The organism is Streptomyces sp. NPDC053541 (assembly GCF_044544705.1).
In the GTDB taxonomy this organism is placed as follows: domain Bacteria; phylum Actinomycetota; class Actinomycetes; order Streptomycetales; family Streptomycetaceae; genus Streptomyces.
On the sequence record NZ_JBITXM010000007.1, the window covers coordinates 279,544 to 293,881 of the forward strand.

Below are 14,338 nucleotides of genomic sequence, written 5' to 3' on the forward strand. Positions count from 1 at the left end.
CGCGCTCAGCCGAACAGCGGCTCCAGCAGCGCGTCTCCGGCCAGGATCCGCCACGCCGGCACCCGGACCGTCCGCGCCACCGGTCCGGGCTTCGCCCCGGCGCCGCCGGACGGCAGCCCGGGCAGCAGGTCGCCGCGCGCGTGCGTCAGACGCAGGTGGCGGGCCGGGTCCTGCGCGTGCTCGGGCCCGGTGTCGACGAGGACGGCGGTGTTGGCGCCGTCCACCGTGAACAGCAGGTCGACGACGTGCCCGCCGACCACCGCCTCGCGCTCCAGGTCGCTCAGACCACGGCGCCCGAGGAAGTCCTGGAGCCGGTCCGTGAGCTCCTCACGGAAGGCGCTCCGCGGCCTCGCACCGAAGCCCTCGCCGGGCCGGACCGCCGACGATCCCGTCCCCAGCACCTCCGACCGCTCCGCGAGGAGCGCCGGAAGCCCCGACTGCCCCTGCCAGAAGGCGTGGCTGCCCACGGTGATCAGCTGCGACTTCGCCCGGGTGACGGCGACGTTCCACAGGTTGACCTGGCTCGACACCCAGTGCGTCGTACGGGGCGGGGTGTTGTCGGTGGCCACTGGGCTGAGGACCATGACGTCCCGCTGCCCGCCCTGGAAGGCGTGCACCGTGCCGACCCGCACGCGGTCGTCGTCCGCCCACACCCGCGCCAGGGCGTCCTTCTGGGCACGGAACGGCGTCACCACGCCTACCGTCGCGTCCTCGGGGAGCCGCGCGAGCAGCTCGTCCACCGTCTCCCGCACCCGGGCGGCCTCCGCCGCGTTCCGCGACGACCGGCCACCCGGGCCCAGCGCGGACACGCCGTCCGGCACGTCCACCCAGCCGAGGGCCGGCGCCGGGCCGCCCGACCCGACCGGATCGAGCGCCGGAACCTGCCTCCTGACGTCGGTGAGGACCTGCAACTGCCCCGCGTAGCAGTGACCGTTGACGACATCGGCGATCGCCGGGTGGCACCGGTAGTGCTCGTCGAGCAGCAGCGTCTCCTCGCCGTGCTGCGCCGCCGCGTGGTACGCGGAGTACACGTGGTAGGCGAGCCGGTGATCCTCCAGCTGCGCCGCGCTCAGCCCCGCCCGCACGCGGGCCTGCCGCTCCTGCTGCGCCGTGATCCCAGGAATGTGCCCGAGCTGCATCGGGTCCCCGATGATCAGCGCCCGCTTCGCCCGGAACAGCAGCGGCAGCACCGCCGGGATCGAACACTGGCTGGCCTCGTCGATCACGACGAGGTCGAACAGCTCCGGAACGAGTTCGAGCTGGCGCACCGAGTGGGTGCTGATGGCCCAGCCCTTCAGGTGCGCCATCAGATTGCGCTGGCTCTTCCAGAAGCCGGAGCGCCGGCGCAGGGCCTGAAGCCGCTGTGCCATCAACGACCGCCCCCGCGTCATCGCCTCGGCGGACACGGCCCGGGCCAGCTCGCCCGACACCTCCGACAGGCCCGCCCGGCTCTCCAGCCGCGCCTGCTTCAGCGCCTCCTCGTCCAGGGCGAGATGCCCCGGAACGAGGGTCCTGAGCGCGCCTTCCACTCCGGCAGCCTCGGCGAGGGCGAGCAGCAGCTCGGACGGTACGGGCCGTTCCGCGGCCCAGTCCGGCCACGCATCCGCACCGCCCTCCCCGGCGGAGGCGACGAACGCGGACAGCGCCCGCCCCCTGCGCCACCGGCCGAAGGAGTACCAGCGGGCCACGGCGGTCCTGCGTGCCCGGTCCTCCCAGGCGGCGAGCGCCTCGGCCCCGCCCTCGGACCACGCCAGCTCCAGCAGCTCCACCGGCAGCCCGAGCTCGTCCGCGCGGCGCTCCCGCTCCCGCACCAGCTCCAGCAGCCGCTCCTCCTCGCCGACCAGCCGCGCCGCCTCGGCCTCGTGCACGGCGGCCCGGGCGTGCCGGTTCCTGAGGTCGCCCGCCACGGTCGCCGCACCCCGCGCCGGGGCCTCGACGGGCTCGGCGAGCAGCCGCTCCAGCTTCGCGGCCTCGGCCTCCAGGGCCTCGGAGTTCCCCGTCCGCATGAGCAGCCCTGGGGAGATGGCGTCGCAGCGCTCGGCCACCACGTTCACGGCCTCGTTGTTGGTGGACGCGACGAGGACGGACTGTCCGGCGGCCACCGCCGTGGCGACCACCGCGGCCACCACCTCGCTCTTTCCGGTGCCGGGCGGCCCGGTGGAGACGGTGAGCGGCCGGGTCATCGCCGACGTGATCACCTGCGCCTGGCTCTCGTTGCACGGCCCGGGGGAGACCAGGACCGGCGGCGCGTCGCGCCCGCCCGACCCGCCGTTGCCACCCCCGGTGAGCAGCGCGTCCAGGGCGGTACCGGGGATGCGGTCGGCGCGAGTGGACATCTGGAGCAGGTTCTCCACGAGCCCTTCGGACGCGGTCCGCTCCAGACCCGAGGGTGTGAGGAGGACGGCGGCGTTGTGGACGCCCGGACGCAGCGAGTCCATGACGGACCGCTCGCTGAGCGCGGACAGGTCGAGCGGCTCCAGCTCCGGGAGTTCGAGCCGCGTCAGGAGCTCCCGCACCGCCTTCACCATCTGGGCGGCGTTGCCCTCCTGCCAGGTCGGCTGCCAGCGGCCGAGCAACTCGGCCGCCTCCTCGTCCTCCAGCAGCTCCGTGAGCACACCACTGTGCAGCGTCGGCACCCCGCTCGGCCGCAGCCGGTCCCGCCCGTCCTCGTCGGGCGCCAGCTCCATCGGCTGGACCAGCAGCGGCGCGATGCGCACCGCGGCCCGCCGGCCGCCGTTCCCGCCGCGCTCGGGCAGCGTCACGGCCGGGTACCCGTACCAGTACTCCTGCAGCCCGGCCTCGTCGACCTTCGCCCCGGTGCTCTTCGCCTTCGGCAGCCCACCGGGCGCCGGCAGACCGGAGCCCAGTCCCGACTGGATCGTCTCCGGCCCCTGCCCCAGCAGGAAGTAGTCGGAGCCCCGGCCGCCGTCCCGGTCGGGCAGCATTTTCGACTCGGCCTGTGCCCGCAGGCAGTGCGCGTAGTAGCGCAGCAGACGCTCCCGGTCCACGCCATCGTGCGCGTCCTGCGCGACAAGGCCGCGGGCCTTCGACAGCGCCGAGGAGACCGGGAGACCACCACCGGCCTCCGGCGGCGGCTCGGGGAGCTGGACGGACCGCGCCACCGAGCGGGCCAGCGGCAGGGAATGCGTCGCACGGATGGTGGACTTCGTGGGCCGCTGCTCCTCGGGCACGCCGATGCGCACCATCTGCGCGGTCAGGTACTCGAACAGGTCGTCCGGCGTGATCCAGCCGCTGTCCTTGATCCGCCCGCTGCGCAGCCCCTCGACGATCTCCCCGGTGAACCGCGACGTTCCGAGCGAGGAACCGGCCGGAGCCAGCGCCGAGGCCGCCTGGAGGGCGTCCGAGGCAGTGATGAAGTACACGCCGGTCGGCCGCAGCAGCGTGCTGGGCGCCGGCCGTTCGCCGCCGTCTGCCGCTCCCTTGGCCGTCCACCCCTGGACGACGGAGCCGCTGGAGCAGCAATCGAGCAGCACGACCTTCGAGGAGGCTCGGCACGACGTGAGCATCCGCTCCAGGAACTCGGCCGGTACGGCGGTACCGGGCAGGTCGTCCGGATCGGCGTCCCGGGTCAGGAAGTACAGCTGCCCGTCCGCCTCGCAGAACTCCCCGTGTCCGCTGAAGTAGAGCAGTGCCGTCTCACTGGCCTGCCGCTCCTCCAGGAACGTCTCGACGGCGTGCAGCATCTCGGCGCGCGTCGGCTCCGCGACCATCGCGCAGTCGTTGTACATGCCGATCTCGGTGCTCTCAAGCACCGCCTGCATGTAGTGCAGGTCCGCCCGCACCGCCGGCAGCGCGTGGTACCGCTCGCTGTCGTACGTGGATACGCCGATGAGCATGGCGTACCGGTCGTTGTCACTCACGCCGCGCCCGGCCCGCCCTGCGCGCCGCCCTCGTCCGCCGAACTCGCACCACCGTTGAGGAACCGCTCGATCTGCGCGTCGTCCGCGCGGGCCTGCTTCCCGGAGATGGTCAGGGTCGCCCCGTCGGGCCGCGTCACGACGATCGTCCGCTGCGGCACGCGCGCCAGCCACAGCTGAAGCGCGGCGGCGACCAGGGAGCCGCCGCTGAACACCAGGCCGAGGAGATCGGCGACCGGACCGCCCTTGTCGGTGGGGGTGCCGGTGGTCGTGGGCCCGGCCGGAACGTCGAGCGCGGCCTGCGGGTCGGTCTCGGCGAGGGCGGCGAGCAACTCGCGGGCCTCACGCCGCGCACGCAGCGGATCCTCGTCGACGATGGAGATGCGGTAACCGGCGGCCGGGTCGGTGTGGGTGGTGCTGCTCACGTGCGCTGTTCCCCCTTGGGCTCCCCCGTGCAGTGCACACACGGACGCACGACCCTAGCGGCACGCACGGACAGACCGTCGGCGAATTTCCGAAAACCCGCTGGTCATTGGCGTGAAAGGCACACCTCGGCCCACACGGTCTTCCCCGGGGCGCCCACGCGCGGCGCCACCGCCCACCGACTCGCCAGCCGCGCCACGACCAGCAGCCCCCGCCCCGATTCGGCGTCGCCGGGCGGCTCGTGGGAGGACAGCAGCGGTACGCGCTCGGTGCGGGTGTCGGTGACCTCGATACGCAGGGTGTCCGCCGAGTCGGTGAGCCGGAGGTGGAAGTCTCGTCCGGAGACGTGCCCGTGACGCACGGCGTTGCCGGTGAGCTCGGCGGCGATCAGCGTCATCGTCTCGTTGGCGGTTGAGGTGTACGGGTGCCCCCAGCTGTCCAGACGGTGGGAGACGAGCCGCCGGGCGAGGCGGGCGCCGCGTGAGGAGGACGTGAAGCGCATCGCGAACTCAAGGGCGGTGGATACGGGGGAAGTTTCGCTGTTCATGGGACACAGGCTGGCGCCTGCCGCTTACGCTGAGTAAGGCCCGACGCGCGTACAGGGGGCAGCGGTAGGCGCGGTGTCGGTGCCTGTATGCGGCGCGGAGCGTGACGGCCGACGCGGAGCGGCGTTGGCCGGTGGAGGTGATGGCGGGCATGAACGAATCCCCCGGGCGGGCAGACGATGACGATGCGGCAGGCGACGCCGCCGCCCCGGACCCGGGCTCGGGCATCCTGCGCGTCTTCGGCCGCCAGTTGAAACGGTTCCGGGTACGGGCCGGTGTGGAGCGGGCGGAGTTCGGCGCGCGGCTGGGGTACTCGGCGTCGACGATCGCGGCGTACGAACAGGGGCGGAGGGCCCCGCCGCCTCGCTTCATCGACCAGGCGGACGAGCTGCTGGACGCGGGCGAGGTCTTGAAGGAGATGAAGGAGGAGGTGGGGAGGGCGCAGTATCCGGCGTTCTTCCGGGACGCGGCGAAGTTGGAGGCGGAGGCGGTTGAGCTCCATGCCTACGACGCCCATCTGGTGAAGGGCCTCATGCAGACGGAGGACTACGCCCGCGCTGTGTTCAAGATGTGGCGTCCTCTGTTGGATGACGAGATCATTGAGCAGCGGATCGCTGCCCGATTGGCCCGCCAGGCGATCTTCACCAGGCGCCCGCACCCTCACATGAGCTTCGTGATCGAAGAGGCCGCCTTGCATAAGCGCCTTGGGGGCCGGAATGTCTGGCGAGGCCAACTGGAACAGATTCTGCTGATCAGCCAGGCGCGCAACGTTGATGTGCAGGTGATGCCGCTCGACCGTGAGGAACACGCTGGACTGGCGGGACCGTTCACCTTGATGGAGCTGAAGGACGGGCGGAGGATCGCCTACACGGAGGTCCAGAGCGACAGCCGCCTACACACAGAGCGGGGCAGGGTGCGAGGGTTAGAAGCCACGTATGGGACGCTGCGTGCTCAGGCTCTCACCCCACGGGAGTCGCAGGCTCTGATCGAGAAGTTGCTGGGAGACGGATGATCGTGAAGCAGTCGGAGCATGGCAACGAGGGACTTGCCTGGTTCAAAAGCAGCTACAGCGCCGGGGACGGTGGTGACTGCGTCGAGGTAGCTGCATGCGCGAGCAGCGTCCACGTGCGCGACTCCAAGGACACGACCCGCTCCGGGCTGGTGGTCAACGCATCTGCCTGGACTGCGTTCGTCGGCTTCACAAGCCGGTAGCGGCGCAAGCCGGGTGCCCCGGACCTCTTCGAAGAGGTCCGGGGCACCCGCATGTCACGCTGCGTTCTCCCCAGCCGCCTTGCGTGCCGGAGGCGTCCAACGCCCGAGCTCGATCTCCTTGTCCAGCCGCGCCTGGAAGTGCGCGTGCGCGGCCCGCATCTCGGCTTCACGGTCGGCCTTGTAGAAGGGCCCGACGTAGCCGGCGGGAGGCGGGGTGTTGGCGGGCTCGGCGAGGTGGGCTTCGAAGTCGAGCCAATCCTGCTTGGTCTGGCCGTGGCCGTAGGTGTTGAAGTTCTCCGCGATCTTCCGACCGTTGGCGTCGAACCAGGTCTTCGCCTCGTAGTCGTGCAGCTGCGGGTAGCGCGACTTGAAGATCGCGACAAGCTGGTCGGCGGTGATGCCGAGCCACACGGAGACGAGGGCATCCAGCTCGACGAGCGCAGCACGCCGTTCGTATTCGGTGCGGAGCGGGGTGGTGTACTCCCAGGCGGGCTTCAGACCAGCAGCGAGGGGCGCCAGCGCCGGCCAGTTGGGGTTGGCCCAGTCCTCATAGCCCGCCCAACGGGGGTCGAACAGCTCGTGCCAGAGGGGGGCGTAGTGGCTCGTAAGAGCGTTGAGGCGGAGGGTTCGGAGGAGTAGAGCAGGGGCGAGAGGATGCTGTTCTGAGTCGGGAGCGGGCATCTTCCGAGCCTCGGCGATATGAAGGTCGGAACGGCCAGTGATACGCAGCAGGTAGTCGACAGGAAGCGAAGCCCAGAAGCCAGCGTTCAGCGCTGTCGAGTGGTTGCTTTCCAGGGCTGTGGACTGGATTGTATTAACATGCGCCGGGCCCGGCGGGATGAGTGCAGCATGTAGGCAGCGACTGCTGTTGAAGGGAATCATCCTCCGCCAGGCCAAACGGAAGTAGGAGGTGGACGGCTCTCCGCTCCATGAGTCCTGGGCCGCAAGGTACGTCTTCTCGTCGGTGGCCCGAACGTAGTTGGTTACGGGGACGTAGGAAGAAGGAAGATCCATCGGAGTGGCCAGGTCCCAGTCCCGGTTGCTTCGGCAGGGGATTCGGGGCTGTTTCGAGAAGGGAAGTGCGGCGGCAAAGTGTGGCCCCTGAAGGATGACGTCGGACAAATTTTGGACAGCCTTGTTCTCCCAGCGAATTAGGCCGTCCTTCTTCGCGTTGGCCTCATCAAACCCGCGCGTGATGGGAGGCTGAGAATCCCCGAGATGGGCACCGTAGGAAGCCAGCGATTGGATCGCTCCCTGTTCGCCTTGCAGTACCGGGTAGAGCAAGGGCGCCTCTGCGGTGCTGCCTGTTGAGCCCGTCAGCCTTTGCCAGCTGGCCAACAGGCTGGAATTCACATGCACCACTCGCTCGGCGTGCGGTCGGATGTCCCATGAGCCGTTGTGCTTGATGCCTGGTGCCTCGCCTTGGCCGTCATGGGTGAGGGAGTTGGGTAGCACGTCAGCGTCGCGTAGCTCGCTGACGTGCAAGAAGTCGGGTGTCTGCGGAGTGCCGTAGATGTGTACTCCAAACTCCCACCCGCGGTCAAGATCTTCGAAAGCCCAGTTGGCTGAGTTTACGAAGTGTGCGTGCACCCGAAGATGGCGATACGCCGCAGCTCGGATTCGTCCCTCCTTCACCCCGCCGAAGTGTGTATCCGGGTGAAGCATCCCTGAGCTGCCGTTTACCGCAATGTGTCGCCACACTTGTGTCATGAAGGCCCGATACAGATCCCCTTGGGTGCCGACAAGAAGCGGGTAGGTGACTGGGCTGCTAAGCACGCCTACAGCTCCAGCATGGGAGGCCAGTTCACCAAGCAAGTAGCCCCGTCCGCGTTCTCCGGAGATCAGAGTTTCGTCCTTACGTAGCCTCCACTCCGCAGCGCTGGGCTTGTCGGCCAAGACAAACCACGGTTCCAGCTCCGCAAGAACAATGTCCTCTTCCCACCGCGGCCGCACCCACGGCGGATTACCCACCTGAAGATCAAATCCGCCCCGCCTTCCAAAGACCTGGGCGAACTCCAACTCCCAATGGAAGAACCCCTGCCGCTTGGCCACATCCCCCGCAACCCCCACCCAAGGGAACCGCCCCTCCAGCCAGTACGAGCGGTCCATGCCCATCCAGTCCGGCAGCTCGTCCTCGTACCGCTCCAGCGCGTCGAGCGAGTCGAACGACGCCACCAGCGACTCCGCCGGCACGTCGTGCGTGCCCAGCAGCGCCTCCGCGAAGTCCAGCCAGTCGTCCAGGTTCGCCAGGGGGATGACCTCGCGGCGCTGACCCGCGAAGGACTGCTCGCCCTTGCGCGTGCCCTTCCTGCGCTTGTCGATGTCGCCGCGCCTGACCTCCTTCACCGTGACGTTCCCGAGGAGGTCGACCTCCTCGTACGTACGGATCACGTCCGACGCCCCGGACTCCGCAGCAGCCCCGCCCTGCGGCGCGGGCACGACCTCCGCCCGCTCGTACCGCGCGTCGGTTCCGTCCAGCAGCCCCGCCTCCTGCACCGGCCAGAACCACAGCGCGCACCACGTGTCCATGAGCTTCTTCAGGCGCCAGTACGGGGTGTCCACCGCCGTCAGGTCGGCCAGCACCTTCTCCCGGGGCACGGCCTCCTTCGGTCGGCGCAGCCACTCCGGCTCCGCCTCCCAGACGTCCACGCGCCGCGAGATCTCCCGCTCGGAGATCGTCAGCCGCTGCACGACCAGGTCCCACAGGTACTCCGCGCGCCGGGCGAGGCCCTGCAAGCGGGCCGTCTGCTTGGCCGTCGGGGACTTGGTGACCGCCTTGCGCCACGCGCCGAGCGCCTTCGCGGCCTCCGGCGCCAGCGCCTTTGCCTCCTTCTCGGCGGCGACCGCGCCCCACTCCTTCGCCGGGAGCAGGAAGTGGTGCACCGCGCCCTCCGGCAGCGGGACGCCCGCCTGCGCGTCGGCGAGCGGGTAGCGCTCCGGGGTGGTGCCGAGCCAGCCGCCCTTCTTGAGGCGTTCCGGGCCGTACACCTCGCGCCGGCCGCCGATGAGGGAGTTGCCGCGCCGCAGGTGGAGTCCGAACCAGGGGGCCTCCATGCCGGGGTGCATCGTGTTGAGCCAGAGGGAGACCTCGGCCAGCTCGACGGCGGTCTCGTTGAGGTCGACGCCGTACGAGTTGTGGAGGGCGATGTACGCCTTGGCCTTCTGGAGCTCGACGGCGTACTGCTCGGTGTCGATGGAGCGGCCGAGCTCCTTCTGCCGGCGCCGCAGGTACTCGGCGGCGACCTGGTTGATGGCCTCGTTGAGGAACGCACCTGAACCGAGGGCCGGTTCGCAGATCTTCCAGTCGAGCAGCTCGCGTGCCTCGTTGACCGTGCCGTCCTGGTCCAGGCGGTGCTGGAGGGCGAGCTGCACGGTGACCTTGGTGAGGGACTCCGGAGTGTAGTAGGAGGCCGAGGTCTGGCGGTCGCGGCCGGAGAGCCGGTAGACGAATGAGCCGGGGGCGTACCGGACGCGCAGCTCCTCGCCCGTGTCGCGGTCCGGCCGCCGGACGAAGACCGTGTCGGGGTACTCGTCCGCCTTGGACTTGGGCACCAGCCAGGAGCCGTCCTTCGGGTCGCCGCCCTTGGCGACCTCGTACAGCTCCTCGCCGGCGATGAAGCCGGAGTACGACATCAGGCCCTCGTACACGGCGCCGAGCTGGTTGATGCCCAGCTGGGCGTACGAGATGAAGCCGCCGCGCTCGCCCTTCTTGCCCTTGGTGAGCATGAGCTTGTGCAGGACCTCGTACAGGGTGGCGTTGCGGAGCCGGGTGTCGAGGTAGCGGACGCGCTCGCCGCGGGCGAGGGCCTCGTCGGCGTCGTGCCGGGGGTCGACGACGGCGTCCGCGCCGATCAGCTTGATCGAGTCCCGCTCGAAGAGCGTGGAGTGCAGGGGCTCGAAGCGCAGGCCCAGGTCCTCACTGGCCTTCGCTCCGATGGCGCCGACCGCGTCGGCGGTCTCCGCCGGCTCTGCCGCCTCGCCGTGGGTGCGGCGCGGCCGGTAGCCGTCCTGGACCTTGCGGAACAGCAGGTCGAGGGACTCGTACAGGTAGAAGCCGCGGCGGGACTTCTCGTCGACGAGATCGCGCTCCGCGACGAGTTCGCCCAGCCGGCCGAGGCCGTAGCCGAGCTGGTACTCCGGATAGTCGGACGGCAGGATGCCCAGCTCGGGGCGGGCCTCGGCGTACAGCAGGAACAGGATGCGGTAGAGGTAGCGCAGCGACTCGCGGGTCAGCTGGCGGCCGAGTTCGGGGAGTTCGCCGATGTCCTGGGGGCGTACGCCCTGCTCGCGGAGGCGTTCCAGGACCTCGTTGGCGATCAGCTCGACGCTCAGCCGCAGGCCGTCGCGCAGCTCGCTGGAGACGCCCACCGCGTGCTTGGTGGACTTGCCGACGAGCTCGGCGAGCGGGTTTTCGCCGCCCTCCTCGGGAGTGCGGAGCGAGTCGGCGCCGAACAGCGCGGCGACGGTGTCGAGTTCGCCGCCCGGGCGGATGTCGTTGCGCTGGAGCGCGATGTCGAGGGAGACGGCGAGGTAGCGGCCCTCGCCCCACGCCATCCGGTCGGCGAGGACGACGACTCCGCCGACGAGCAGCAGGACATAGCGCGGGGCCTCGTCGCAGGCGAACAGGAACGAGGCCAGCTTGGAGCCGGTGGTCAGGCTGTTCGAGCCGTCGAGGACGACGGGGTCGAGAAGGCGGCCCGGACCGTCAGGGTCCAGGGCGGCGTCCGCCTCGGCGGCCCAGCCGCAGTCGACGGCGACGAGGCCTTTCTCGGCGTGCGCGACGGTGATTTCATGGCTCTGGCCCGCCCGCCAGACGGTGAGGCTGCCGGGCTTCGCGTCGTAGCCCAGTGCGTGCAGTACCTCGGCGTTCAGGGCGTGGACCCGCTCCCGCCAGGCGGGGGCGTCGTACGTCAGCGCGTCGTCGCCGGTGTCAGGCGTGGGGGCGGCGCCCTCGGCGTCCTCGGGGAGGGCGAAGAACGAGCGGGCCCGGAAGTAGTCGCGGCGCAGTGCCCGGAGACCGGCCCGCGGAGTGACGGGCAGGGCCCGTTTGGTGTCCTCGCGCAGGATGTCGGGCCCCTCGGAGGGCGCCGCCCCGGCGTCGCCCGTCCCGGTCGGGGGCTTGGCGGCCTCCTCCCGCTCCTTCCAGGTCTGGAGCAGGCCCGTCCTGAGGTCCTTGGGCAGCACCTCGGCGAGGTAGTGGGCCGAGAAGTAGTCGCCGCGGTTGACCAGGGAGTCGTACGTCATGACAGTGGCTCTCTCAGAGGGCGGCGGGCGTGGCGGGCAGGGGTGCGGACGCGGCCGGTGGTGCGTCGGGGTCGGGCAGCAGCACCGCGAGGACGCGCAGCATCGGGCGCTGCCCGGTGGTCAGCAGGTCGTCGGCGAGGTCGGTGAGCCGCCGCTTGGTGTGCTCGCCCGCCAGCGTGGGCTGCTCCCAGTCGCCGAGCCGCAGCTTGTGGCGCTCGATCGACTCGCGCAGCGGCCGGTCCCAGGCGTCCCGGTGCCGCTCCATGAAGGCCTCGGCGGCCTCCAGTACGGAGGGGATGGCGGCGGCCAGCGGGGCGGGGTCCCGGTGGCGGAGCTTGTTCGCCATCGTCGGGCCGACCCCGGAGCGGCGCAGCAGCGACACCATGTCGTCGTCCACGGCCCCGCTGCGCGTCACGCCCATCCACTTGACGACCGTCGGCCGGCCCAGGGCGTTCGAGTACACGCCCTGGACGAGATAGGTGGGCTCCGCCACCTCGGCCGTGATCATCGGCGCCTCCTGGCGCCCGAGCCGGACGAGGACCTTGTCCGTCAGCCACTCGACGACCGGGTGCAGGTCGGTCAGCAGCGAGATCTCCGGCCAGCTGGAGGTGGAACCCGCCTCGCGGGCCCGCTGGAGCGAGTGCTGGGCGAGCCGCCGGTTGAAGGTGACCAACAGCCGCTCGCGCAGCCGCTGTTCGCGCAGGTAGTCCACCGGCAGCGCCTTGAGGCGGTGGAGGAGGTCGGCCGGGGGACGGAAGGACAGCAGGCCCGACTGCTCGTCACGGTCGAGGTCCAGGCGGTCCCGGGCGTCCGGGTACACCTCGCGCAGCGCCTCGTCCAGGAAGTGTGCGGTCGAGTCGAAGAGACGGGGGAGGACGGAGCCCGTGCCCTCGCCCGTACCCGCGCCGGCAGCGCCTCCGGCCGCCGCCTCGGGGGCGGACTCCTCGGCGGCGGTTCCGTCCTCCGCCTGCGGCTCGTCCCCGACCGAGCCGAAGAAGTCCGCCAGGAAGTCGTCCATGGCATCCGTGCCGGCGTCCTCGCCGGACCGGCGCCCGTCGAGGGACTCGTCCACGGTCCTGCCGCGCAGCAGATCCTGGATGAGCGACTTCTCCTCGGCCTCCGCGCGGTAGAGGCCGGTGACGGCCTCCGCCGTGCCGAGCGAACGGTGCGCCTGGTCCTCGCGCTCCAGGAGCCGCTCGGAGACCAGGGTGTCGTCCTTCGCGCCCTCGGTGCCACTGGTGAGGATCAGGGCGCGGAACTGCGGCGGCTGGGCCTGCCCGTAGCGGTCGATGCGGCCGTTGCGCTGCTCGATGCGGATCAGCGACCACGGAACGTCGTAGTGGACCAGCTGGTGGCACTGGCGGTGCAGGTTGACGCCCTCGGAGGCCACGTCGCCCGTCAGCAGGATCCGTACCGGGGCGCCGGCCAGCCCGAACTCCTCCACGACCCGCATCTGCTGCTCGTCGGAGAGACCGCCGTGCATCACGCGCAGGCAGTCCTTCGCGGTCCGGCCCCGGAAGCCGAGGGCGGCGGGCAGGACGGTCGCCAGCCACTCCAGCGTCTGGACGCGCTCCGAGAAGACCACGACGCGGGTGTCGGAGGACGGACCGACGCCGATGCCCTTCAGCTGCTCCACCAGCGCGGCGAACTTCGCCGAGTCCGCCTCCGTCAGGTCGGCGATCAGTTCCGCGAGCCGGCGCAGGGCAGCGAGCTCCGCCTCCGTGGCGCGGAGGTCGTCCTTCTTCTCCAGGGTCTTGATCCGGGCGCTCACGGTGGCCTTGAGCGCCGCGTGCGACGAGAGGAAGGACTTGAGCAGGGTGTACGGGAAAAGCGGGACGGAGCTCACGGACGGGCTGCCGTCGCGCGGCAGCCAGACCGCCGCCAGCTCCTCGAAGATCCGCTCCTCGGCCGGGGTGGCCGGGCAGTGCACGGCCTGGGACGGTCCGCGGTCCGCCCACTGGCCCTTCATCTGCTCGCGGACCTCGGTGCTGACCTTCGTACGGCGGATGAAGAGGTGCTCGATGTCCTCGGCCCGGTAGTTCTCCGGGTCGCGGATCGCCGCCGGGTCCAGCAGGGCGATCAGCTCGGCGAACGACCTCGCGTCGCCGTTGTGCGGCGTGGCGGAGGCGAGGATCAGGGCGTCGGTGCGCGGAGCCAGGGTCTGGGCGAGCTGGTTGCGCAGGGAGCCGCGGTTGATCAGGTTGTGCGACTCGTCGATGACGACCGCGTCCCAGCGGATCTGCTCCAGGTGGTGGCGGTACTGGTCGGTGTTCTTCAGCGTGTCGATGGAGACGATCACGCGCTTGAAGAAGGTGAACGGGTTCCGCCCTGCGGGGATCTCGCGCTGGATCCGCTCGATGCCCACCGAGTCCAGGCGGACCAGCGGAATGGCGAACCGCGTCCACAGCTCGTGCTGGAACTGCTCCAGGACGTGCTGGGGCGTGACGACGAGGATGCGCTCGCCCCGGCCGCGCCGGATGAGCTCGGCGAGCGTCAGGCCGATCTCCAGCGTCTTGCCCAGGCCCACCACGTCCGCGATCAGCAGCCGGGGGCGCAGATTGGCGCCGGAGAGCGCGAGCTCGGCGGGGCGGCGCTGGTAGGGGAGCGGGTCAAGGAGGAAGGAGTCGGCGAGCGCGAGCCGCCGCTCGGACTGGGGCAGGGCCGTGCGGCGCAGCACGGCCTCCAGGAACAACCGGGAGCGCCGGTAGGTGGGGGAGTCGTCCGCGATCAGCCGGGTGTCGCGCGGGTCGATGAGCTCGACGGTGTCCAGGCCGGTGAAGAACACGGCCTCCTGGTCCCGTACGAAGTCGGACACCCCGACCACCTCGACCCGGGTGCCGTCGTCGGCGGTCGGCACCGCGTTCCTGACCAGCCACACCTCGTCGCGTACGAGCACCTGCGCGCCTGCCGGGAACTGCTCCTGCCCCGCCGCGTCCGACGCGTCGCCGTGCTGCTCGGGGCTGGTCTGGACGGCGGTCACCCGTGTCCTCCTGTGGTGTTGCGTGACGGTGGTGGCAGGCCCCTCAGTATCGCGGG

At 70.7% G+C, this 14,338-nt stretch carries 7 protein-coding genes; 2 read left to right on the forward strand and 5 right to left on the reverse strand.

All coding sequences use genetic code 11. From position 1 onward, the window contains the following. Positions 1–5: 5 nt before the first annotated feature. From ACIGW2_RS19825 to ACIGW2_RS19835, 3 genes are all read right to left on the reverse strand, one after another. Positions 6–3,881: an AAA domain-containing protein gene (locus ACIGW2_RS19825; protein WP_399844722.1), complete on the reverse strand. Its 3,876-nt coding sequence runs from the start codon at positions 3,879–3,881 to the stop codon at positions 6–8. Next, entirely contained in the window at positions 3,878–4,303 is a 426-nt protein-coding gene (locus ACIGW2_RS19830; protein ID WP_399844724.1) for a hypothetical protein, read from the reverse strand. Before ACIGW2_RS19830 ends, ACIGW2_RS19825 begins: the two co-directional genes overlap by 4 nt. Before the next feature lie 104 nt (positions 4,304–4,407). Further along, a complete protein-coding gene (locus tag ACIGW2_RS19835; protein WP_399844726.1) occupies positions 4,408–4,848 on the reverse strand; it encodes an ATP-binding protein in 441 nt (146 codons plus the stop codon). Positions 4,849–4,997: 149 nt separating this feature from the next. Between ACIGW2_RS19835 and ACIGW2_RS19840 the strand changes: the two genes are divergently transcribed. Together ACIGW2_RS19840 and ACIGW2_RS19845 are read left to right on the forward strand one after the other, a co-directional pair. Next, positions 4,998–5,858 carry a helix-turn-helix domain-containing protein gene (locus ACIGW2_RS19840; protein WP_399844920.1) on the forward strand — a complete coding sequence of 287 codons (861 nt, stop codon included), beginning with the start codon at positions 4,998–5,000 and terminating at the stop codon, positions 5,856–5,858. Beyond that, a complete protein-coding gene (locus ACIGW2_RS19845; RefSeq protein ID WP_399844728.1) occupies positions 5,855–6,058 on the forward strand; it encodes a DUF397 domain-containing protein in 204 nt (67 codons plus the stop codon). The genes ACIGW2_RS19840 and ACIGW2_RS19845 overlap by 4 nt, the downstream gene beginning before the upstream one ends. 54 nt (positions 6,059–6,112) lie before the next feature. Here ACIGW2_RS19845 and ACIGW2_RS19850 read toward each other — a convergent pair whose 3' ends face one another. Beyond that, a complete protein-coding gene (locus ACIGW2_RS19850; protein ID WP_399844730.1) occupies positions 6,113–11,302 on the reverse strand; it encodes a class I SAM-dependent DNA methyltransferase in 5,190 nt (1,729 codons plus the stop codon). A 13-nt stretch (positions 11,303–11,315) separates the two neighbouring features. After that, positions 11,316–14,282 carry a DEAD/DEAH box helicase gene (locus ACIGW2_RS19855; RefSeq protein WP_399844732.1) on the reverse strand — a complete coding sequence of 989 codons (2,967 nt, stop codon included), beginning with the start codon at positions 14,280–14,282 and terminating at the stop codon, positions 11,316–11,318. Positions 14,283–14,338: the final 56 nt, after the last annotated feature.

Bases quoted from the DNA above. Each gene is read 5' to 3' on its own strand.
- ACIGW2_RS19835 (WP_399844726.1), bottom strand. From the start codon at position 4,848: ATGAACAGCGAAACTTCCCCCGTATCCACCGCCCTTGAGTTCGCGATG.
- ACIGW2_RS19840 (WP_399844920.1), top strand. From the start codon at position 4,998: ATGAACGAATCCCCCGGGCGGGCAGACGATGACGATGCGGCAGGCGAC.
- ACIGW2_RS19845 (WP_399844728.1), top strand. From the start codon at position 5,855: ATGATCGTGAAGCAGTCGGAGCATGGCAACGAGGGACTTGCCTGGTTC.
- ACIGW2_RS19850 (WP_399844730.1), bottom strand. From the start codon at position 11,302: ATGACGTACGACTCCCTGGTCAACCGCGGCGACTACTTCTCGGCCCAC.